Raw genomic sequence first — 20649 nt, 5'->3', positions numbered from 1 at the left:
TAACCGTCGAGACCGGCTTCGAACCCGGCTCGTGCCCCCGGTCCCGTGTCTTCGGCCGGTCCCCCGGGCGGCGCGAGCGTTTCCCCGCACCCGAAGCCGCCCGGAGCCGAGGGAGAGCAGACGTGCCGCATCCGGCCACGATGACCGAGGAGCCCGGCGCGCCCATCGCCCCGCATCTCCGGCGGCTGCTGGAGTTCACCGAGCCCGCCGGCGACGACGTGTGCCTCGACGTCGCGCGCGGGCAGGGGCCGATGCCCGAGGCGCTCGGCCCCCAGGTCCGCCACGTGACGGCGGTCGACGCCCTGCCGCGCCGGTCCGCCGGACGCGACGGCGGCGGGCGGATGGCGACGGTCACGTTCGGCACCGGACCGGTGCGCATCGCCGGCGACCCCGTGCCGCCGCCGGGCCACGGCGCCCGCCCCGGCCCGGACCCGCGCGCCCAGGCCGGCGCCCAGGCCCCGCGCACCCAGGACCCCCGCGCCCAGGCCGGCGCCCAGGCCCCGCGTGCCCAAGACCCGCGCGCCCAGGCCCCGCGCGGCCGTGATCCGCGCGGCCACGACCATCCGCACGGCGGCGACGGCCGGGGCAGCGCCGTCACCGCGCACGACGGCGACCTGCTCCGCCCCCCGCGCGGCCGGGCGGCGATCCTGCGCCGCGGCACGCCCGACCCGGTGCGGGTCCGCGCCGACGCCACCGCGCTCCCCTACCGCGACGGCAGCTTCACCCTCGTCACCGCGCGCTTCTCGCTGTTCTCCCTCGGCGACCCGAACCGGGTGCTGCGCGAGTTGCTGCGGGTCTGCCGCCCCGGCGGCCGGCTGATCATCGCCGATCTGGTGCGCGGCAACCTGGCCCAGCCCGACCGCGACCGGATCGAGCGGCTGCGCGACCCCGACCACCCCGGCACCCCGTCCATCGCCGCCATCACCGACATGATCACCTCCGCCGGCGCCAGCATCCGGCGGCTGGACGTCTTCACCGTCGAGCGCCCCCTGGAGCCGTGGCTGGCCGGGGCCCGCGACCCGCGCGCCGCCGACCGCATCCGCGCCGCGCTGCTGGACGAGGTCGACGGCGGCCCCCGCACCGGCGCCAAACCCCGCGTGATCGGCGGGGAGCTGTGGTTCACCCAGTCCTGGGCGCATGTCGCGGCGGAACCGATCTGAGTCCGGCGCGTACCGTGAGGGCATGCGGGCTTGGGCAGTGGAGGAACCCGGACCGATCCAGGACGCGCCCCTGAGGCGCGTGGAGCGCGACACGCCCGAACCCGGGCCGGGCGAGCTGCTGGTCCGCGTGCTCGCCTGCGGCGTCTGCCGCACCGACCTGCACGTCGCCGAGGGCGACCTGCCCGTCCACCTGCCGGGCGTCACGCCCGGTCACGAGATCGTCGGCAAGGTCGTCGCAGCCGGGCCCGGCTGCCTGCGCGGCCCCGGCGACCGGGTCGGCGTGGCCTGGCTGCGCGGCACCTGCGGGGCCTGCCGGTTCTGCCGCCGCGGCGCCGAGAACCTCTGCCCCTACTCCGTCTACACCGGCTGGGACGCCCACGGCGGCTACGCCGAGTACGCCCTCGCCGTGGACGCCTTCTCCTACACGCTGCCCGAAGGGCTCGACGACGTGACCGCCGCGCCGCTGCTGTGCGCCGGGATCATCGGATACCGGGCGCTGCGCCGCGCCGAGCTGCCCCCGGGCGGGCGCCTGGGCCTGTGGGGCTTCGGCGGCTCCGCCCACCTCGCCGCCCAGATCGCGCTGGCCGAGGGCGCCGAGGTGTACGTCCCCACCCGCGACCCGGCCGCCCGCGAGCTGGCGCTGGAGCTCGGCGCGGTCTGGGCGGGCGACTCCTTCGACACGCCGCCGCGCCCGCTGGACTCGGCGATCATCTTCGCGCCCGCCGGCGAGCTCGTCCCGGCCGCGCTGCGCTGCCTCGACCGCGGCGGCACCCTCGCCATCGCCGGGATCCACCTCACCGACGTCCCGGGCCTCGACTACGAGCGCCACCTGTTCCAGGAACGGCAGGTCCGCTCGGTCACCGCCAACACGCGGGCGGACGGCGAGGAGTTCCTGCGGCTGGCGGCCCGGCTCCCGGTGACCGCCACGACGCACGTGTACGACCTCGACGCCGCCGACCGCGCCCTGCGGGACCTGGACGCCGGGGCCTTCACCGGAGCGGCCGTCCTCGTCCCCTGAGCGCCCCCCTGAGCGCCTCAGGAGCTCAGCGGGATCTCGAACCAGACCGCCTTGCCGTCGGAGGTCGGACGGGCGCCCCAGCGGCTGGCGAGCTGGTCGACCAGGTAGAGCCCGCGGCCGCCCTCGTCGGTCTCGCCCGCGCTGCGGATCCGCGGCAGCCGCATGTCGGAGTCGAACACCTCGACCCAGATCGCGTCCGCGCCGTGCCGCAGCCGCAGCCGGAACTCCTTGGTCGGCGGCTCGCGGCGGCCCAGGTCGGCGCCCAGGTTCCAGTCGTCCTCGTCGTAGCCCGCCGAGCCCGGCCCGGGCGCCCCGAAGTCTCCCGTGTTGAACTGCACCAGCGGCGGCCCGTCCAGGACCAGCTCGCGGCGCGGCGCCGGGGTCGAGGCGGCGTGCAGCACCACGTTGGTGACCACCTCCGACACCAGCAGGCAGGCCAGCTCGGCCTGCTCGTCGAGCATCCCCCAGGCGGCGAACGCGTCGGCGGCCATCCGCCGCGCCTCCGACACCATGATCGGCTCGGCCGGGAAGGTGCGCTCCTCGACCCCCAGCTCCTCGCCGGCGGTACGGATCACCACGATCGCGACATCGTCGTTGATCTCGCCCGGGACGGCCTCGTAGGCGGCCCTGGCGATGGCCTCCACGTCCCCGTCGGCCGCCTCGGCGACCGCGGCCCGCACCCGCTCGCGGGCCTCCTCCCGGGAGTGGTAGTCGCCGTCCTCCCGGGCCCTCCGGTCGATCAGGCCGTCGGTGTAGAGCACCAGCGTCGCGCCCGGCTTCAGCTCGGCGGTCTCCTCGCTGAAGAAGATCTCCCCGCCCATGCCCGGGGCGCGCACGCCCAGCATGGCGCCCTCGCTCTCGAACGGCAGGTCGCTCACCTCGCCGTCGACGATCAGCAGCGGCGGATCGTGCCCGGCGTTGGCGAACTCCAGCACCCGCGACCACGCGTCGTACACGAAGTAGGTGCACGACACCAGCGGCGGGCGGACCAGGTCGTCGCTGTTCCAGCCCGAGCTCATCCGCTCCGGGCGGGTCATCGTGCGGACCCACTCGTCGAGCTTGCGCAGGATCTCCGCGGGCGGCTTGTCGTCCTGGGCGAAGGCGCGCAGCGCGGCGCGCAGCTGGCCCATCACGGCGGCGGCCCGCGCCCCGCGGCCCTCCACGTCGCCGATCACCAGCCCGACCCGGCCCGCCGACAGCGGGATCACGTCGTACCAGTCGCCGCCGACCTGGGTCTGGATGCCGTGGCCGTGCGACTCCAGCGGGCGGGCCGGCTCGTACCGCCAGGCGATCTGCAGGCCGTCCAGCCGGGGCGGCCGCTCGCCGGGCAGCAGATGCTTCTGGAACGCCAGCGCGGTCTCCCGCTCCTCCTCGAACAGCAGCGAGTTGTCGACGGCCAGCGCGACCCGGCTGGCGATCGCGCCCAGCAGGTCGCGGTCGAAACCGTCGTAGTGCGGGTCGGGACGGCGGCTCAGGTTGGACAGCGCCATGCTCATCACGCCCAGCAGCTCGCCCCGCACCATCAGCGGCGCCGAGATCACCGAGGTGACGCCCATCTCGTCGCCCAGCCGCTTGCTGGACTCGGTGGGGGCGGAGAAACGGTGCTGCACCATGTCCTCGACCAGGACGGCGTCGCGGCGGCTCATCGCCTTGGCGCTGAAGTGGCCGGGCGGGTACGACACCGGCTCGCCGACCTCGGCCCAGGTGCCGGGCGGCGGCTCCCAGTCGCCGGCGTGCCGGGACACCCGGCGGTAGAGCCGGTCGCCGCTGTAGAGGTCGATGAAGCAGTGGTCGGCGAACTGCGGGACCAGCGTGTCGGCCACCCGGCGCAGCGTGGTCGCCAGCTCCAGCGAGCCGGCCAGCCGCTCCCCGATGCGCTCCAGCAGGCCGTAGCGGTCCTGCTCGCGCTGGTTGCTGCGCAGCGCCTCGCGGGCGAAGATCACGATCCCGTCGACGGCCCCGGACGGGTGGCGCAGCGGCACGGCGTGCGCGCGGGTGTAGACGGTGGTGCCGTCGGCCCGCAGGTTGCAGAAGGTGCCCTCCCACACGCCGCCCTTGAGGACGTGCCGGGCCAGCTCGGTGGCCTGCTCGTGGTCCTCCTCGGCGATGCCGAGGGACAGGATCGACTGGCCGATGACGTCGTCGCCGCCGAAGCCGAACAGCTGCCGCGCGAAGGCGTTGCCGTAGATGACGTTGCTGAAGCGGTCGCAGACGATGACCGCCATCTCCATCTGGTTCAGCACGGTCTCGGGCGGCAGGTGTGCGTCGAACGGCGACTCCCCCCAACGCTTCATGTGCTCACCCTGCTTACCGAAGCCACTGCCGTCCGGCTCCCGATGCCGTTCCCGCCGTCGATGTCGCTGCCGTTGCCGTCGTCGCCGATGTCGTCGTCTCCGCCGGCACGGACGGCCCCGCGCGCGACCCCCGGGTGCGCGTTCACCGGGCGTCGCACCGCGAACGCCGCGCGTGCCTCTTCCGTATTGAACGACGAAGTCGCCGCGGGGATACGCGAGATCGGCACGACGGCGCGGAGATCTTCGGTATAGAGCGGTCCAGGGCGGCGTTTCCCGTGCACGCGCGAACGCCCTCCGAGGCACCCTCGGAGGGCGGCGCGGAAGGCGGCGCGGCGTGCGCCGCGCAGGGCCGCGCGAAGGTCATCGGCGGCTGACGAAGACGTGCTCGGCGATGTCCTTCGGGAGGTCGGTCGTCGGATTGCCGCCCTCGTCGTCACACGTCACCCGCACCCCGTCGTCGCTCTCCCGGAGGGTCACCTCCCGCCCGGGCTGGATCCCCATCTGCTTGAGTCTAAGCATCAGGTCGCTGTCGCTCTGCACCTGCTCGCTGATCCGGCGGATCACCGCGGGGGCGCCGCCCTCGGTGGCGACCTGGGTCATCACCGACACCGGGCCGCCCTGCGCGGCGTCGGTGTGCCCGCCGAGCTCGTCCAGACCGGGGATGGGGTTGCCGTGCGGGCAGGTCGTGGGGTTGTCGAGCAGGGCGACCAGGCGCCGCTCGACCTCCTCCGACATCACGTGCTCCCACCGGCAGGCCTCGATGTGCACGTCCTCCCAGGGCAGTCCGATCACGTTGACCAGCAGGCACTCGGCCAGGCGGTGCTTGCGCATCACGCGGGTGGCCAGCCCGCGGCCGCTGTCGGTGAGCTCCAGATGGCGATCGCCCTCGACCCGCAGCAGCCCGTCGCGCTCCATCCGCGCCACCGTCTGGCTCACCGTCGGGCCGCTCTGCGAGAGCCGCTCGGCGATGCGCGCGCGAAGGGGGATGATCCCCTCCTCTTCGAGCTCGAAGACCGTCCGGAGATACATCTCCGTGGTATCGATCAGGCCGTGTGAGGTCACAGCTCCCTCCAGTCTTGTGGCCCCGAGTCTACTTCGCCCAGCACGTTCAGGGAGGCTGAGCACGCATATCCCCGGGTGGATGGGTACGGACCAACCCACCATGACCGCGTTTTCTTCCCATGACGCCGCCCCGTACCTGCCCGGTGACCCGGCGGCGCGGGCCGATCTCGAGGCGCTGCGCCGGGCCGCCGGCGGCTGCCGGGGTTGTCCGCTCTATGAGAACGCCACGCAGACCGTGTTCGGTTCCGGTTCGCCGCGGGCGCGTGCCGTTCTCGTCGGCGAGCAGCCCGGTGACCAAGAGGATCGGCGGGGCGCGCCGTTCGTGGGACCGGCCGGGCGGGTGCTCGACGAGGCCCTGGAGGAGGCCGGGATCGAGCGCGGGGACGTCTACGTGACCAACGCCGTGAAGCACTTCAAGTTCAGGCGTCCCGAGGGCGGCGGCAAGCGCCGCATCCACGAGACGCCGAACATGCGGGAGATGCACGCCTGTCGGCCCTGGCTGCTGGCCGAGCTGCGCACCGTGGACCCGGACGTGGTGGTGGCCCTCGGGGCGACGGCGGGCAAGGCGCTGCTGGGGTCGTCGTTCCGGGTGACCAAGCAGCGCGGCGCGCTGCTGCCGCTGCCCGCTCTCGATCTCATCGGGACTCCGGAGGCCGCCGAGGCCGCCGGGGACGCCGCGGAGGCCGCCGCCCCGGAGGCCGCCGCCGGGGAGGGCGTCCGGCTCCTGGCGACGATCCACCCCTCGGCGGTGCTGCGGGCCGACGACCGCGAGGCGATGTTCGCCGGGCTGGTGGAAGACCTGAAGATCGCCGCCATCGCCCTCGGGTGAGGCCCGGCGGCCCTAGTCCCTGGGATCGGCGTCCTTGCACGTGGCGCGGGCCTCGGCCGGGGGGTCGTCGCCGGGCTGGGCAGGGGCGGTGTGGCCGGTGTGATCTGTGTGGCCGTTGTTATCGGTGTGGTCGGTGTTATCGGTGTGGTCGGTGCGGTCGTCGAGGGGCTCCATCGTGGACGTGCGCGTGTCGTACCTCAGCAGCGCCGGCACGCACAGGCCCACGACCACCACCAGCACGGCGCACGCCAGCCCGCCGCCCACCCAGGACGCCGTGGCCCCGGCCAGCGCGGCCGTGGCCCCCGCGCGCAGGTCGCCCAGCCGGGGGCCGCCCGCCACGACGACGGTGAACACGCCCTGGAGCCGGCCGCGCATCTCGTCCGGCGCGTACGTCTGGAGCATCGTCTGCCGGAACACCGCCGACACCAGGTCCGCGGCGCCGCCGACCGCGAGCAGCACCACCACCAGCCACAGGTCCCCCGCCAGCCCGGCCGCCGCCACCGCCAGCCCCCACACCACGATCGCGGCGATCAGCGCGACGCCCTGGCGGTGCACCCGGCCGATCCAGCCGGAGATCAGCCCGCCCCCGAACGCGCCGAACGCGATCGCGGCGCTCAGCCACCCGACCGCCGCGCCGCCGCCGAACCGGGTCTCGGCCAGTTCGGGGAACAGCGCCCGCGGCATCGCCACGGCCATCGCGATGATGTCCACGACGAACGACATCAGCAGCACCGGCTGGGTCGCCAGGAACCGCAGGCCCTCGACCACCGAGCGCAGCCCGGGCGAGCCGGTGACCTCGCCCAGCGGCGGGACGGGCGGCAGCCGCAGCGCCGCGTACAGGCCCACGGTGAACAGCACGGCGTCCAGTGCGTACGCGGCGGAGTAGCCCCAGCGGGCCAGGATCACCCCGGCGAACATCGGCCCGGCCAGCATCCCGACCGTGCTGGCGGTGAAGTTCAGCGTGTTGGCCGTCGGGACCAGGGAGCGGTCCAGCAGCCGCGGGATGATCGCGCTGCGGGTCGGCGAGGCCACCGCGAACCCGGTGGCCTGCACCGCCACCACCGCCATGATCAGCGCCAGGTCGCCGAGCCCCAGCAGCGCCTGGATCAGGAGCAGCAGCGTCGCGGCCCAGGTCACCAGGGACGACACGAGCAGCAGCCGGCGGCGGTCCATGTGGTCGGCGACCGCGCCGCCCCACAGCCCGAAGACGATCAGCGGGACGAGGTTGGCCACCCCCAGCGCGCCGACCCAGAACGAGGACCGGGTCATGTCGTACACCTGGACGGGCACCGCCACGGCGGTGACCTGGAACCCGACGAACGACACGCCCTGCCCGAGCCACAGCCGGCGGAACGCCGGACGGCTCAGCGGCCGCACGTCGATGGCGATCCCGCCGAGCCACCGGCGTACCGAAGCGATCACGGGGACAGTCTCTCGACCTTCCAGATCGCTTCGCGGCCGGGGGTGCCGGGCGGAACGCAGCGGTAGCGGAGGCGGTCGTGCAGGCGGTTGGGGCGGCCCTGCCAGAACTCGATCGACTCGGCTACCACACGGAAGCCGCCCCAGAAGTCGGGCAGCGGGACGACGTCGTCGCCCTCACCGCCCGGTTTCTGGGCTGTGAGCTGGGCAGAGTCGGGTCGGGTGGCCGGATCCGGCCATCTTCTGGCGAGGTCGGCCCAGCGGCGTTCGAGTTCCTCGCGGCCGTCGATCACCGCGGACTGGTGCTCGCTGGCCCAGGCGCCCAGCCGCGACCCGTACGGGCGCGTGCGGAAGTAGGCGGCGGTCTCCTCCCGGGACAGCTCGGCGACCAGGCCGTTGACGATCACCTGGCGGTGCATCGTGTGCCACGGGAAGACCAGCGCCGCCCTCGGGTTCTCGGCGAGATCGCGTCCCTTCCGCGAGGTCAGGTTGGTGAAGAAGCGGAATCCGTCCGGACCGTAACCCTTGAGCAGCACCGTCCGGATGCTGGGCACGGCCTCCGCCGACGCCGTCGCGAGCACCATCGCGTTCGGCTCCGGAAGCGCCGCCAGCCCCGCCGCGTCGGCGAACCAGGCGGCGAACAGGTCCAGCGGGTCCGCCGGAAGAGTGGTCTCCGCGAGCTCCCCGCCCTCGTAGGTTTTACGGAGCCCGGCGGGATCGGGTGTCGGTTTTTCCACGAAGTACGACTCTCTCACCTGGGCTTGTGCATCTCATAGGGGCCTGGGTACTGATGGGTAAAACGGACAAGGTTCAATGGCACGGCACCGCCTTATCACTATGGGAGACGAAAGGCAGGACACATGTCCGACTTCAAACCCGGCCTCGAGGGGGTCGTAGCCTTCGAGACCGAGATCGCCGAGCCCGACAAGGAGGGCGGCGCCCTCCGGTACCGCGGCGTCGACATCGAGGACCTGGTCGGCCGCGTCTCCTTCGGTGACGCCTGGGGGCTGCTCGTCGACGACAGCTTCGACCCGGGCCTGGCCCCGGCGGAGCCGCACGTGCTGCCGGTCACCTCGGGCGACGTGCGGGTCGACGTGCAGAGCGCGCTGCCCATCCTGGCCCCGGCGTACGGCATGCGCCCCCTGCTCGACATCTCCGACGAGGAGGCCCGCGCCGACCTCGCCCGCACCTCGGTCACCGCGCTGTCGTTCGTGGCGCAGTCGGCCCGCGGCGTCTCCCAGCCCATGGTGCCGCAGAGCCGCATCGACGAGGGCACGACCATCACCGAGCGGTTCATGATCCGCTGGCGCGGTGAGCCTGACCCCAAGCACGTCCAGGCCATCGACGCGTACTGGGTCTCCGCCGCCGAGCACGGGCTGAACGCCTCCACGTTCACCGCCCGCGTCATCGCCTCCACCGGCGCGGACGTGGCGGCCAGCATCTCCGGCGCGATCGGCGCCATGTCGGGACCGTTGCACGGCGGCGCCCCGGCCCGCGTGCTGCCGATGATCGAGAAGGTGGAGCGGATCGGCGACGCCCGCAAGGTCGTCACCGACATCCTCGACTCCGGCGACCGGCTGATGGGCTTCGGCCACCGCGTCTACCGGGCCGAGGACCCGCGGGCCCGCGTGCTGCGCCGGACCGCCAGGGAGCTGGACGCCCCCCGCTTCGAGGCCGCCAAGGCGCTGGAGGACGCGGCGCTGGCCGAGCTGCGGGAGCGCCGTCCCGACCGTCCGATCGAGACCAACGTCGAGTTCTGGGCCGCGGTCATCCTGGACTTCGCCGAGGTCCCGACCGCGATGATGCCCGCCATGTTCACCTGCGGCCGTACCGCCGGGTGGGCCGCGCACATCCTGGAGCAGAAGCGCACCGGGCGGCTGGTGCGGCCCAGCGCCAAGTACGTCGGCCCCGGCACCCGTTCCATCGAGGACGTGCCCGGAGCCGCGGAGGCCCTCAAGCGCAACGCCGGCTGACCCGGTAGCCGGCGCGCCCCACCACCCCGTCCACCCCTACGCGAACGCGCTGGAGGCCCCCGGAGGATCCGGGGGCCTGCCCGTTTTCCAGCCCCTCTACCCCCCGCCGGGACGGTCACTCCTTCGGGCAGTCCCCCGCGACCTGGCCCCTGGCGACCAGGCGTCCGCAGACGGCCTCGACCTTCAGGGCGCCGTCCTGGTCGACGGTCGCCAGCAGCACCGGCTTCTCCTGGACGAGATGGCCCGTCGGGCCGCGCACGAACCGCAGCACCCCGCTCGCGCCCTTGGGCAGCGCGTCCCGGCCCTGGTCGGTCAGCGCCGCGAACACCGCGCTGGCGGTCGGCACCGAGTCCTGCTCCCCGTGCACCTGCCGCGCCACGTTGGTGATCACGGCCGCGGCGTCGTAGCTCACCGCCGCCCGGGTCTCCGACGGCTGCAGCTCGGGCAGGGCGGAGTTCCCCGCCATCGCCCGCGCGATCCGCCGGTAGTCGGAGTAGAACGTCTGCCGCTGCCGGTCCGGGCCCACCCACTGCGGCGACCACGCCTCCCACAGCGCCAGCGGCGTGTAGTACAGCCGGTAGCCGCGGCCGCCGATCTCCTTGGGGTGGTCGCTCACGTACTTGGCGATCTCGTCGTCGGCCAGCACCACCGGGTCGGCCTGCCCGCAGTTCTGCTCGATCGTGTTGACGAAGGTGGCGAACTCGTCCGAGCGCCCCGCGTAGTAGAAGGCGTCCTGCGGGGAGCGGCACGCCGCCATCGTCGCCCGCGCCACGTCGCTGGGGTGCCGGTACGCCGACATCCGCACCGTCCCGTCCGGCCGCTCCTTGAGGAACTCGGCCCGGAACCGTCCCGCCAGGTCGCGGCTGTAGAGGTCGGCCGGGTCGTCGTCGTAGATCACGTCGATGGTGCGGGCCCGCCCGCCCAGCCGCCCGTTCGCGGCCCAGTACGCGGCGTGCCGGGCCAGCCGCTGGTTGGTCGGCGCCAGCCGGAAGAAGTACGGCGAGTACGCCCCGCTCTCCAGCCGCCCGATCGCCTCGTAGCTGTTGGCCGTGCCGATCAGCGGCAGCGCCGCCTTGGACAGCACCCGGATCGCCGCGCGGGTCTGCTCCCGGCTCTGCTCGAACCCGACCACCGCCACGATCGAGCGGTCCTCCAGGGCCAGGTCGCGGATCTGCGCGGCGACCTGCGCCCCGTACCGGAACTTGGCCCCGGCGTTGGCGACCAGGATCCGCAGCCGCAGGTCAGGGCTGGCGTCGTTGAACCGCTGCTGCTCGATCGACAGGCCCACCAGCTCGCCCTGGGCGCCCGCGAGCAGGTCCAGCCGCCGGTTCCGGGTGGACGGGTCGGCGGTGACCGGCCCCAGGTAGACCAGCGTGATGTAGTCCTTCCCGGACCGCAGCACCTCGTCGTTCAGCCGCTCGATCCGGTCCAGGACGGGCTTCATCCGGTTGTCGGCGCCGCCGCTCATGCCGTCGGCGCCGAAGGTGTAGGACCCGTCGGTGATCCCCACGCACTCCCCCGACGCGGTCCGGACGATCTGGAACGCCGCGCAGTACCGGAACGCGTTCACCGAGATCACCGAGATGGACCCGGCCAGCACCGCGACCATCAGGACCCACGGCAGCCACGGGTGGGTGAGCCGGGGGCGGCGCCGTCCCGGCCGCACCGCCGGCGGCTCCCCGCCCGCGGGGAAGTCGGTCACGTCCACCCGCAGCTCGCGCCGGGTGCCCAGCTCCGCGACGCGCCGCTGCTCGGCCCGGTGCCGCTCCCACAGCCGGGCCGCCGCGACCACGTCGGCGGGCTCGCCGGAGGCCAGGTCCACCCGGACCGCCTGCGCGATCCGGTCCACCAGCCGGGTGCCGGACGGGGCGTGCGGGTCGGTGTCGGCGGGCTCGGCCGGATCCACCCCCGCGGTGATCACCAGCGGGTCGAACACCGGCCGGTCCGCGTCCCGCTGGGCGCGGGCCCTGACCCGCTCCACGGTCTCGACGAACGCGACCCCGACCTGCCCGGGCGCCAGCGCCTCGAAGATGATCACGGGGTAGCGGACCCGGGCCCAGGCCGCCCGCCGCACGTCGCGCCGGTAGTTGCGCCGCAGGTCCTCCAGGAACGCCGCCACCAGCAGCTGGTCGAGCTGCTCGGCGTGGTCGTCCGGCTCCACCGGGCGCGGGTCGCAGACCCCGAGGGCGAAGCTGAGGAAGTCGGGCGAGCCGTCGCTCAGGTACGGCTGGCGGCGGAACCAGTTGTAGCGCAGCACCCCGTACCAGCCGCGGGTCCGCGCCAGGATCTGCACGGCCACGAACGCCAGCCCGACCGTCCCCGCCAGGATCGCCGCGGCCAGGTCCACGGCCGCGGCCGTACCGGCGCTGACCACCGCGACGATCGCCACCCCGATCGGGGCGATCTGCTCCAGGAAGCCCAGGAACGTGCTGATCCGGCCGCGCCGCCCCTCGTCCATGTCGCGCAGCACGTCCCGGCCGCGGCGGCGGATCACCCGGCCCAGCTCGCGCCGCCGGCTGCTCTCGTTGTCGCCGACCGGCGGGTTGGTCAGGGTGTGGACGAGCCGGTGGTTCTCCCGCTCGGCGCGGGAGGCGTTGCGCGGCGGCTGCGGGTCGCCGGCCAGCCGGATCTCCCGCAGGTCGCGCAGCCACAGCGCCATCTCCAGGAGCGGGAAGCGCAGCGCCGGCTCCCAGCGCGGGCGGCACGCCGACTGCGACAGCTCGTGCATCGCCTCGCGCAGCACGCCGGAGATGTCGGTCGCGGCGGTGTCGGCGGCGATGTGCGAGGCGGGCGCCCGCTCGTCCTCGCAGCGCTCCTTGAACAGCTTGGCGACCCGGCCCGTCCGCCCGGCGGGGCCGAGCAGCAGGAGCAGCGGCCGCAGCCGTTCCCGGACGCGGCGCGGCGGCCGCTCCCGGAGCCGTTCGAAGAGTTCCAGCACGCCGCGGAGCCTGTCCGCGCCCAGCCCTTGGTCTCCGCCGGCCGCCGCCATGGGAGAACAGCCCCTCTCTCACTCGGCTGTCATGATCTACGCTCCGTAGGGGTATGACGCGGCGGGCCGCCGATTCGTTGGAACCTTCCGGCGGCCAAAGGAGAGGCTCAGCCGGACGGGCACGAGCCGGGAGTGCTCCCGCCGCCGCGGACCAGTTCCCCGCACACCGCGACCACCCGCAGCCCGCCCTGCGGATCGACCGTCGTCAGCAGCACCGGCTTGCCCGGGATCTGGTGGCCCTGCGCGCGCGGGCCGAACCGCAGCAGCCCGGTGGCGCCCTGCCCCAGCGCGCCCTCGCCCGGCTCGGTCAGCTCCGACAGGATCGCCGCCGCGGTCGGCAGCGTCCGCCCCCGGTCGGCGTAGACCCGCGTCGCCGCGCCGATCACCGTCCGGGCGGCGTCGTAGCCCAGCGCGGCATGGGTGCGCGACGGCCTGGCGTTGGCGGGCGCGCCCGCGCCCACCAGTTCGTTCACCACCGGATCGAACGCGCTGTAGAACAGCTGCAGCGGCTGGTTCCCCACCCACGTGGGCACCCACGCCTCCCGGGCGGCCAGCGGGCTGAAGAACAGCCGGATCGAGTCCGTGCGGCCGATGTCGCGGGCGTTGTCACTGATGTACTTGGTGACCTCGTCGCCCGCCAGGACGACCCGCCGCCCCTTGCAGTCGGTGTTGGCCAGCGTGTTGATGAACGCCCGGAACTCGTCCGAACGCCCCGCGTAATAGAACACGTCGGCCGGGTTCGCACACGCCTCCAGCAGCCGCGCCGGGACCTGGCTCGGATCCGCGTACGACCGCATGTTCACCCTCCCGGGGGCGAACGCCCTGGCGAAGTCCTCGGCGAGGTTCTTGCTGTAGAGGTCGCCCGGGCTGGTGTCGTAGAAGATGTCGGCGCTTCCGGCCCGCACCCCTGTCTGCCCGTTGCGCGCCCAGTACGCGGCGTGCACGGCCAGCCGCTGGTTGGGCGGCGCCAGGCGGAAGTAGTACGGCGAGAAGCGGCCCCTCGCCAGGGCCGTCCCGTCGAAGGTGTTGGTCGTCCCCACCATCGGCAGCGCCGACTTCGACAGCTCGTCGATCGCGTCGCCGGTCTGCTTCCGGCTGTGCCCGAACCCGACCGCCGCCACGATCGTGCCGTCCTCGACCGCCAGCCGCCGCACCTGCCGCGCCACCTCCTCCGCGTACCGGAACCGGGAACCGGTGTTGGCCAGCAGGATCCGCAGCAGCGGCAGCCCGCTGGTCTTGTTGTGCCGCTCCTGCGCGATCGACAGCCCGACCAGCTCCCCGTGGTTGCCGGCCAGCAGGTCCGCCTCCGGGTTGCGGTTCTCCGGGTCGGTGGTCATCGGGCCGAGGTAGACCAGCGTCACGTACGGCTTGCCCGAGGCCACCACCGCGTCGTTGAGCCGCGCGATCCGCCGCTCCACCCCGTCCAGCCGCTCGTTGAACACGTACGAACCGTCGCTGATCCCGATGCACTCGCCGTTGGGCGCGTGCCGCACCGTGAACGGCGAGCAGTACCGCACCGCCTGGAACGAGATGACCGACACCGAGGCGGCCAGGATCGTCCCCGCCAGGACCCACGGCAGCGCCGGATGGGTGAGCACCGGGCGGCGGCGGCCCCGGTAGACCGGTTCGGTGGACGACCCGTCCCCGCGCCCCGCGTCCACCCGGAACTCCCGCCGGGTCCCCAGCACCGCCACCCGCCGCTGCTCGCGCAGGTGCGCCTCCCAGAACCGGTGCCCGTCGTCCTGCTCCCGCACCGCGCCCAGATCGACCACGACCTGCTCGGCGGGCGCCGACCGCACCGCGGCCGCCAGCCCGGCCGCCTCCTCCTCCGACCCGGTCGCCACGGCGATCACCAGCGGGTCGAACCGCTCCTCGGCCCGGCGCAGCTCCTCGACCCGCTCGACGAAGCGGCGGCTCCGCGCCCGGCTGGGGTGGTCCTCGGGCAGCAGGTCGATCACCACGGCCGGGTAGCGCACCCGCGCCCACGCCGCCCGCCAGATCGACCGGCGGTACGACTGCCGCAGATCCTGCAGGAACGCGGCGACCAGCAGCCGTTCGAGGTCCTCGTCCAGCGGCGTCCCCGGATCGGACTCCTCCCGGTAGAACACGTCCAGCGCGAACCCGAGGAAGTCGGAGGAGCGGTTCCCGCGCAGGTAGGTCTGCTCGGCGGAGGTGAACCAGCGGTAGCGGCGCCGTCCCGACCGGTCCCGCGTGCGCGCCACCACCTGCCCCAGCACCAGCGACAGGCCCACCCCGCCCGCCAGCATCGCCGCGGCCAGGTCCAGGGTGCTGGCGGCGCCCGCGCTGACCAGCGCCACCAGCGCCACCCCGATCGGTGCCACCTGCTCCAGGTACGACAGCGCCGACGCCAGCCGGCCCTGCTGCCCGGGCCGCTCGGCCGGCACCACGATCTGCCGGCGGCGCAGGATCCCGCGGCCCAGCAGCGTCCGCCGGTCCTTGTCCTCCTCGGCCGCCTCAAGCTCACCGGCCAGCTGCCACAGGGCGCGCTGCGCGTTGGACGCGAACCGCTGGTCGGGTCGCCTGTCCCCCGCCTGCTCCAGCCGCATCCGCCGCAGCTCCAGCAGCCACAGCACCATGCTCAGCATCGGGAACCGCAGCCCCGGCTCGAACCTGGGCCGGTGCGAGGACAGCTCCCGGCTCACGTACCGCAGCAGCAGCGCCAGGTCCGTGAACGCCGGGACGTCGGAGCTGATGTGCGCGTACGGCCCCGGATCGGCCATGCAGCGCTCCACCAGCAGGTGCGAGACCTGCCGGGTCTCCCCCGTGTCCCCGATCGTGATCAGCAGCGGCCGCAGCCGGTCGCCGGCCCGCCTGCGCGGCCTCTCCCGGATCCGCTCGAAGAGGCTGAGCAGGCCCTCCAGCCGCTCCGCGCCCGGTGGACCGGCATGCCCCGAACTCACGCGACGCCTCCTCGAATTGTCAAGAAACCAGACGAACCCGATGAAACCGATCGAACACCGGGCAGGGAAGGGCTTTGCCATCATTGATGCGTGACCGATGACTACGACGCCCCCCTCGACGGCGACATCGGCCCCGCGCCCACGGTCGGCGCCACTCGTCCCGCCCCCGCCGAAGACCTGGCCCACCAGGAGCGCGAGCGCGAGGAACGCCGCCGTCGCACCAACGCCGTCTCCGGCCGCCTCGCCCTCGCCGCCGTCGCCCTCCTGCTGGCCTTCCTCGCCTACGACTCGGTCACCACCGCCCTGGAGGCCCGCCGCCGCGACGACCCCTGGATCTACCCGCCCGCCGTCATCGCCGCCCTCTGCCTCGCAGGGCTCGCCGTCATCGCCGTCTGGACGCTCCGCCGCCGCAAGTGAGCCCCGCCACGTCTCGGGATGTGAGCCCCGGCCACGAACTCCGGCCCAGGTCAACTACCCTCGTGTGAGTGACCGACAGCAACCCAGCCATTGTCCTTCCCGACGACCTCAAGCCCGCCGACGGCCGCTTCGGCTGCGGGCCGTCCAAGGTCCGCCCCGAGCAGCTGGCCGCCCTCGCCGAGAGCGGCTCGGCCTACATGGGCACCTCGCACCGCCAGAAGCCGGTCAAGTCCCTGGTCGGCCGCGTCCGCGAGGGCCTCGCGCAGCTGTTCTCGCTGCCCGAGGGCCACCAGGTCCTGCTCAGCAACGGCGGCACCACCGCGTTCTGGGACGCCGCCGCGTTCGGGCTGGTCCGCGAGAAGTCGCAGCACCTGACCTTCGGCGAGTTCTCCAGCAAGTTCGCCAAGGTCACCAAGGGCGCCCCCTGGCTGGCTGACCCGTCGGTCATCTCCGCCGACCCCGGCACCCACCCGCAGGCCCGGGCCGAGGAGGGCGTCGACGTCTACGCCCTCACCCACAACGAGACCTCCACCGGCGTCGCCATGCCGATCAGGCGGCCCGCCGACGACGGCCTCGTCCTGGTCGACGCCACCTCCGGCGCGGGCGGCCTGCCCGTGGACGTCAGCGAGACCGACGTCTACTACTTCGCCCCGCAGAAGTGCTTCGCCGCCGACGGCGGCCTCTGGGTCGCGCTCGCCTCCCCGGCCGCGCTCGCCCGCATCGAGGAGATCGCCTCCTCCGACCGCTACGTCCCCGAGTTCTTCAACCTGAAGACCGTCGTGGACAACTCGGCCAAGGACCAGACCTACAACACCCCGGCCGTCGCCACCCTCCTGCTCCTCGCCGAGCAGATCGAGTGGATGAACGGCCAGGGCGGCCTCGCCTGGACCACGGCCCGCACCGCCGACTCCGCCCAGCGCCTCTACACCTGGGCCGAGAAGACCACCTTCACCACCCCGTTCGTCACCGACCCGGCCCAGCGCTCCCAGGTCGTCGGCACGATCGACTTCACCGACGAGGTCGACGCCGCCGCCGTCGCCAAGATCCTGCGCGCCAACGGCATCGTCGACACCGAGCCGTACCGCAAGCTGGGCCGCAACCAGCTCCGCGTCGGCATGTTCCCCGCCATCGACCCCGCCGACGTGGAGGCCCTCACGGCCTGCGTCGACTACATCGTCGAGCGCCTCTAGCCGCACGAGAAGCGAGGACTCCCCGACCACCTCGGGGAGTCCTCGCTTTGCTCGGGCAGGGGCTCCCGCGTGCCGACAAGCACCGCAGAGCGGCCCCACCGGGCGACCTGCCGCGACCGAGCCGAATACCTCGCGGGCGAAGCCAACGACCCGCAAGAAGAGCCCTCCCGGAAAATCCGACCGTGCTCCCTGTGCCGCGCGTGCGTACCCTCTCCACGCTGGTACAACGACCGGGCACTACTCGAACGCCATTCTCCGGTAATGCCGTTACCCGCGGATCCCCTGGCGAAGGGGCAAGTGCGCTGACGCAGCATCGAACTCGTTGACGCTACCGCGCGGTAACTATATTATCCAAAATCAGTAAGAAGGTTACCGGCGGGGGTATTTCGCGAGAGGACCCTCATGCTTCGCGTCGTGCAGTGGGCGACCGGGCCGGTGGGACGGCACGCGATCGCGGCGGTCGTCGATCATCCCGATCTCGAACTGGCGGGGTGCCTGGTCTACGACCCAGACAAGGGCGGACGGGACGCCGGGGACATCGCCGGCATCGGTCCGGTCGGTATCACCGCGACAACGGAACGATCGGACATCCTCGCCCTCGACGCCGACTGCGTCCTTTTCATGGCGCAGGGCGATGCGGATCCGATGGGCGCGCTCGACGACATCTGCCCGCTGCTCGCCTCGGGCAAGAACGTCGTCTCGACAGCGGTGACCCCGCTGATCTACCCCGCGAGCATGGGCCCCGAGGTCGTGCGGCGGCTCGAAGAAGCCTGCGCCGAGGGCGGCACGACCTTCCACGCGACCGGGATCGAGCCGGGGTGGGCGTCCGAGGTGCTGCCCCTGGCGATGTCCGGCCTGTTCCGCCACGTCGACTCCCTGATCGTGCAGGAGCTGCTCGACTACGCGAACTACGACAACAGATTCATGTTGTTCGACGTCATGGGGTTCGGCCACCCCGCCGACTCGACGCGCTTCTTCGGCGCCGACCCGGCGGTGCTGGCCTCACCGTTCCGCGCGCCGCTGATGATGGTCGCCGAGGCGCTGGAGGCCACCATCGAGGACTTCGACTTCCATCGGGACATCTGGCTGGCCGACGAGCCGTTCGACGTGGCCGCCGGCCGGATCGAATCCGGCACGATCGCCGCCCTGCGCTTCGGCGCCACCGCCGTCATCGAGGGCCGCCGGGCGCTCACCGTCGAGCACGTGACGCGGCTCCACCCCGACGCGGCACCCGGCTGGCCGACCGGGCGGGGCTGGAAGGTCACCGTCGAGGGCCGGCCGTCCATGGTCGTCGAAGCCAAGATCGGCGTGAACGGCGAGGACGAGAACGACCAGGGATGCCTCGGTACGGCGATGCACGCGGTCCACGCGATCGTGCCGGTCTGCGCGGCACCGGCGGGCATCCGCACCTTCCTGGACCTGCCGACCATTACCGGACGGCACTCACTCCGCCGTCCGAGAACAGATCCACCCAGGCGATGATCGCGGCCAGGCACACGTACAACCCACGCGGCACCGTCTCGTCCGAACGAAGCGCCGCGTTCCCAAAACACCGACCAGTAGTGGCAAGCCGAGACAATATAGATCGTTCTGCGCATAAATCTACAATCCAGGCATGCGGTGGCGGAGACGGCGAGATCGGGCTCACAGCGGCGCGCCGCTCGGAGCATCCGGTCCCGAGCAGCACCTTGACGAAGCGGTCGAGCAGTGCCGTACGGGGCAGGGTGCCTCGGCTCTGGTGAGCGCCGAAAACGGGATCATCGGATATCTGGATCTCTTCGATGACGATGAGCCGTTCACGATCGAGATGGCGCGCGCCCTGTCCCGGCACGCGGAGGTCCTGCACAGGTTCGGTGACCCTGACCTCGCCGTGGCCGCGGCCGATCTTGCGATCCGCACCTTCATGAACCGCCGGGACGAGATCAACCGGAGCCTCGCGGCGAAAAGGATCTATGTCCCCGCCTTCGTCAAGGCCGGTCTGATCGCCGCGGACATCCACGAGAGGTTCGATCGGCACAGCATCGCCGCGAGCGCGAAGAAGTTCGCCGTGCAGGCGGCTCCCGCGTCCGCCGTGATCGAGGTGGAGCCGCCGGTGCCGCCGCTGGCCGAGATGACCTTGGCGCGGGCGCTGGACCGCGTCCACCCGCCGTCCGGCAGCGGCCCGCAACCCGCGGTGGTCGGGCAGCTCAAGAGCTCAGTGACGGCGCCGGCGGTCGACTGTTCGCTCATTTCCACGTCCCGGCGTTGCACTGCCGGAGACGCTCTTGTCGTCGCCGAACTCTTCGCCACGGGCGCCGCATCGGTCATGGAGAACGACCAGGCCGCGGGACTTCGCCTGGGGTTCGAGGCGCATGTGCTGTACGCGCACCAGTCGGAGCGGCAATCCCCGGAGCTGCGCTACAACATGGGCGAACATGGCCCGTTGTGGGCGCGGACGCTGCTGCTGTGCTCCCAGGTATGCGAACGCCACGATCTGCGTGATCTCGCCCTCGACCTCGCCTCCTGGATGGGCGGCGTGGTGAACTCCCTGGGACCGTTCGCGCTCGTGGACACCGAGACCCGATCTTTGATGCGCACGTGCCTCACCTGGCACGTCGAACTCTTGAACAAGTCCGGCGACACCGAGGCCGCGACCAACGCCGCTCGGGCGCTGCAGGGCATCGAGGGCATCGACTGAGCCCATTCCATCCATGAGCCCATGCCCGGTCCGCCGTCGATCAGTACCGTGAAGTCCTGGCGCCGCCCGGGGCCCACAGTCTGCAGGAGGAGCAATGCCGACTGAGGTTGAGCTGCGATCCCAGGACGGCCACGAGGCGCTGGGCATGCTGGACGAACTGGCCGATCTGTACGTGCAGGTTTATGCGGAGCCGCCGTACAACTCGGCGCCGAAGTTCTCCCGGGCCCGCTTCCTGGAGCGGACGCGCGAGCAGGCGACGTCGACGGGCTTCACGTTGGTCACGGCCCGGCGGTCTGGACGGTTGGTGGGGTTCTCGTTCGGGTTCTCCATGCTCGCGGGCAGTTGGTGGGCGGCCGCCTCGATGCCGTCGGCCCAGGTGCTGGATGCGTCCAAGTACGCGGTCATCGAGCTCATCGTTGACCGCGACCATCGGGGGCGCGGAACCGGCCGGGCGCTTCTGGACGCGCTCCTCGCAGGGCGCCCCGAGCAGTACGCCACGCTCGCCGCCGTGATCGAAGCGGACGCCTACGCCTGGTATCTGCGCAGCGGCTGGCGGAAGATCGCCGAGTTCCGCGCCGAGCCGCCCTACTCCGACGCCCTGATCTTGCGCCTTCCGCGAGAAGGCAACCGGAACCTGCACGCGGCCGCGCACAGCGGATGATCAGGGGATGTCGCCGCTTCCCGCCGTCGCCGGCGCCGA

Annotated in this window: 15 protein-coding genes; 9 read left to right on the top strand and 6 right to left on the bottom strand. The window is 72.9% G+C overall.

What is annotated here, in order from left to right:
* Positions 1–122: 122 nt before the first annotated feature.
* The gene (locus ACZ466_RS26040) at positions 123–1160 is read left to right on the top strand and encodes a class I SAM-dependent methyltransferase (protein WP_378284351.1); all 1038 of its coding nucleotides are present in this window, start codon (positions 123–125) and stop codon (positions 1158–1160) included.
* Between the two features lie 22 nt (positions 1161–1182).
* Entirely contained in the window at positions 1183–2178 is a 996-nt protein-coding gene (locus ACZ466_RS26035; protein ID WP_378284352.1) for a zinc-dependent alcohol dehydrogenase family protein, read from the top strand.
* Positions 2179–2195: 17 nt separating this feature from the next.
* Here ACZ466_RS26035 and ACZ466_RS26030 read toward each other — a convergent pair whose 3' ends face one another.
* Positions 2196–4472, bottom strand: coding sequence for an ATP-binding SpoIIE family protein phosphatase (locus ACZ466_RS26030; protein ID WP_378284353.1), 2277 nt, complete (start codon positions 4470–4472; stop codon positions 2196–2198).
* Positions 4473–4832: 360 nt separating this feature from the next.
* Complete coding sequence (locus ACZ466_RS26025) at positions 4833–5534, bottom strand: metal-dependent transcriptional regulator (RefSeq protein ID WP_378284354.1); 702 nt, start codon at positions 5532–5534, stop codon at positions 4833–4835.
* A gap of 100 nt (positions 5535–5634) precedes the next feature.
* On the opposite strand from ACZ466_RS26025, the gene ACZ466_RS26020 reads away from it, so the two are divergent.
* Positions 5635–6363 (top strand): UdgX family uracil-DNA binding protein, encoded by a 729-nt coding sequence (locus ACZ466_RS26020; RefSeq protein ID WP_378284355.1) that lies wholly within the window; start codon positions 5635–5637, stop codon positions 6361–6363.
* Positions 6364–6375: 12 nt separating this feature from the next.
* Here ACZ466_RS26020 and ACZ466_RS26015 read toward each other — a convergent pair whose 3' ends face one another.
* Both ACZ466_RS26015 and pdxH read right to left on the bottom strand, forming a co-directional pair.
* On the bottom strand, positions 6376–7785 hold the full coding sequence (locus ACZ466_RS26015; protein ID WP_378284356.1) for an MFS transporter: 1410 nt from the start codon (positions 7783–7785) through the stop codon (positions 6376–6378).
* Positions 7782–8519, bottom strand: coding sequence for a pyridoxamine 5'-phosphate oxidase (gene pdxH, locus ACZ466_RS26010; protein ID WP_378284358.1), 738 nt, complete (start codon positions 8517–8519; stop codon positions 7782–7784). The genes ACZ466_RS26015 and pdxH overlap by 4 nt, the downstream gene beginning before the upstream one ends.
* A 123-nt stretch (positions 8520–8642) precedes the next feature.
* On the opposite strand from pdxH, the gene ACZ466_RS26005 reads away from it, so the two are divergent.
* Positions 8643–9755, top strand: coding sequence for a citrate synthase 2 (locus ACZ466_RS26005; protein ID WP_378284359.1), 1113 nt, complete (start codon positions 8643–8645; stop codon positions 9753–9755).
* A 115-nt stretch (positions 9756–9870) separates the two neighbouring features.
* Here the strand turns inward: ACZ466_RS26005 and ACZ466_RS26000 are convergent, their stop codons facing one another.
* Both ACZ466_RS26000 and ACZ466_RS25995 read right to left on the bottom strand, forming a co-directional pair.
* Entirely contained in the window at positions 9871–12693 is a 2823-nt protein-coding gene (locus tag ACZ466_RS26000; protein WP_378284360.1) for an ABC transporter substrate-binding protein, read from the bottom strand.
* A 158-nt stretch (positions 12694–12851) separates the two neighbouring features.
* Positions 12852–15665, bottom strand: a complete 2814-nt coding sequence (locus ACZ466_RS25995) for an ABC transporter substrate-binding protein (RefSeq protein ID WP_378284361.1) — start codon at positions 15663–15665, stop codon at positions 12852–12854.
* 90 nt (positions 15666–15755) lie between these two features.
* On the opposite strand from ACZ466_RS25995, the gene ACZ466_RS25990 reads away from it, so the two are divergent.
* The 5 genes from ACZ466_RS25990 (at position 15756) to ACZ466_RS25970 (ending at position 20610) form a co-directional block, all read left to right on the top strand.
* Positions 15756–16082, top strand: a complete 327-nt coding sequence (locus tag ACZ466_RS25990) for a hypothetical protein (protein WP_378284362.1) — start codon at positions 15756–15758, stop codon at positions 16080–16082.
* A 68-nt stretch (positions 16083–16150) separates the two neighbouring features.
* A complete protein-coding gene (gene serC, locus ACZ466_RS25985; protein ID WP_378284363.1) occupies positions 16151–17272 on the top strand; it encodes a phosphoserine transaminase in 1122 nt (373 codons plus the stop codon).
* 402 nt (positions 17273–17674) lie between these two features.
* Positions 17675–18754 carry an NAD(P)H-dependent amine dehydrogenase family protein gene (locus tag ACZ466_RS25980; RefSeq protein WP_378284364.1) on the top strand — a complete coding sequence of 360 codons (1080 nt, stop codon included), beginning with the start codon at positions 17675–17677 and terminating at the stop codon, positions 18752–18754.
* Between the two features lie 133 nt (positions 18755–18887).
* Complete coding sequence (locus ACZ466_RS25975; RefSeq protein ID WP_464043968.1) at positions 18888–19949, top strand: hypothetical protein; 1062 nt, start codon at positions 18888–18890, stop codon at positions 19947–19949.
* A 94-nt stretch (positions 19950–20043) separates the two neighbouring features.
* Positions 20044–20610 carry a GNAT family N-acetyltransferase gene (locus ACZ466_RS25970; RefSeq protein ID WP_378284366.1) on the top strand — a complete coding sequence of 189 codons (567 nt, stop codon included), beginning with the start codon at positions 20044–20046 and terminating at the stop codon, positions 20608–20610.
* Positions 20611–20649 lie beyond the last annotated feature (39 nt).

It is taken from the genome of Actinomadura rugatobispora (assembly GCF_055379765.1).
This window is presented reverse-complemented; position numbering and strand designations above follow the sequence as displayed.

Bases quoted from the DNA above. Each gene is read 5' to 3' on its own strand.
- ACZ466_RS25980 (WP_378284364.1), top strand. From the start codon at position 17,675: ATGCTTCGCGTCGTGCAGTGGGCGACCGGGCCGGTGGGACGGCACGCG.
- ACZ466_RS26030 (WP_378284353.1), bottom strand. From the start codon at position 4,472: ATGAAGCGTTGGGGGGAGTCGCCGTTCGACGCACACCTGCCGCCCGAG.
- ACZ466_RS26020 (WP_378284355.1), top strand. From the start codon at position 5,635: ATGACCGCGTTTTCTTCCCATGACGCCGCCCCGTACCTGCCCGGTGAC.
- ACZ466_RS25975 (WP_464043968.1), top strand. From the start codon at position 18,888: ATGCGGTGGCGGAGACGGCGAGATCGGGCTCACAGCGGCGCGCCGCTC.
- ACZ466_RS26005 (WP_378284359.1), top strand. From the start codon at position 8,643: ATGTCCGACTTCAAACCCGGCCTCGAGGGGGTCGTAGCCTTCGAGACC.
- ACZ466_RS26035 (WP_378284352.1), top strand. From the start codon at position 1,183: ATGCGGGCTTGGGCAGTGGAGGAACCCGGACCGATCCAGGACGCGCCC.
- ACZ466_RS25970 (WP_378284366.1), top strand. From the start codon at position 20,044: ATGCCGACTGAGGTTGAGCTGCGATCCCAGGACGGCCACGAGGCGCTG.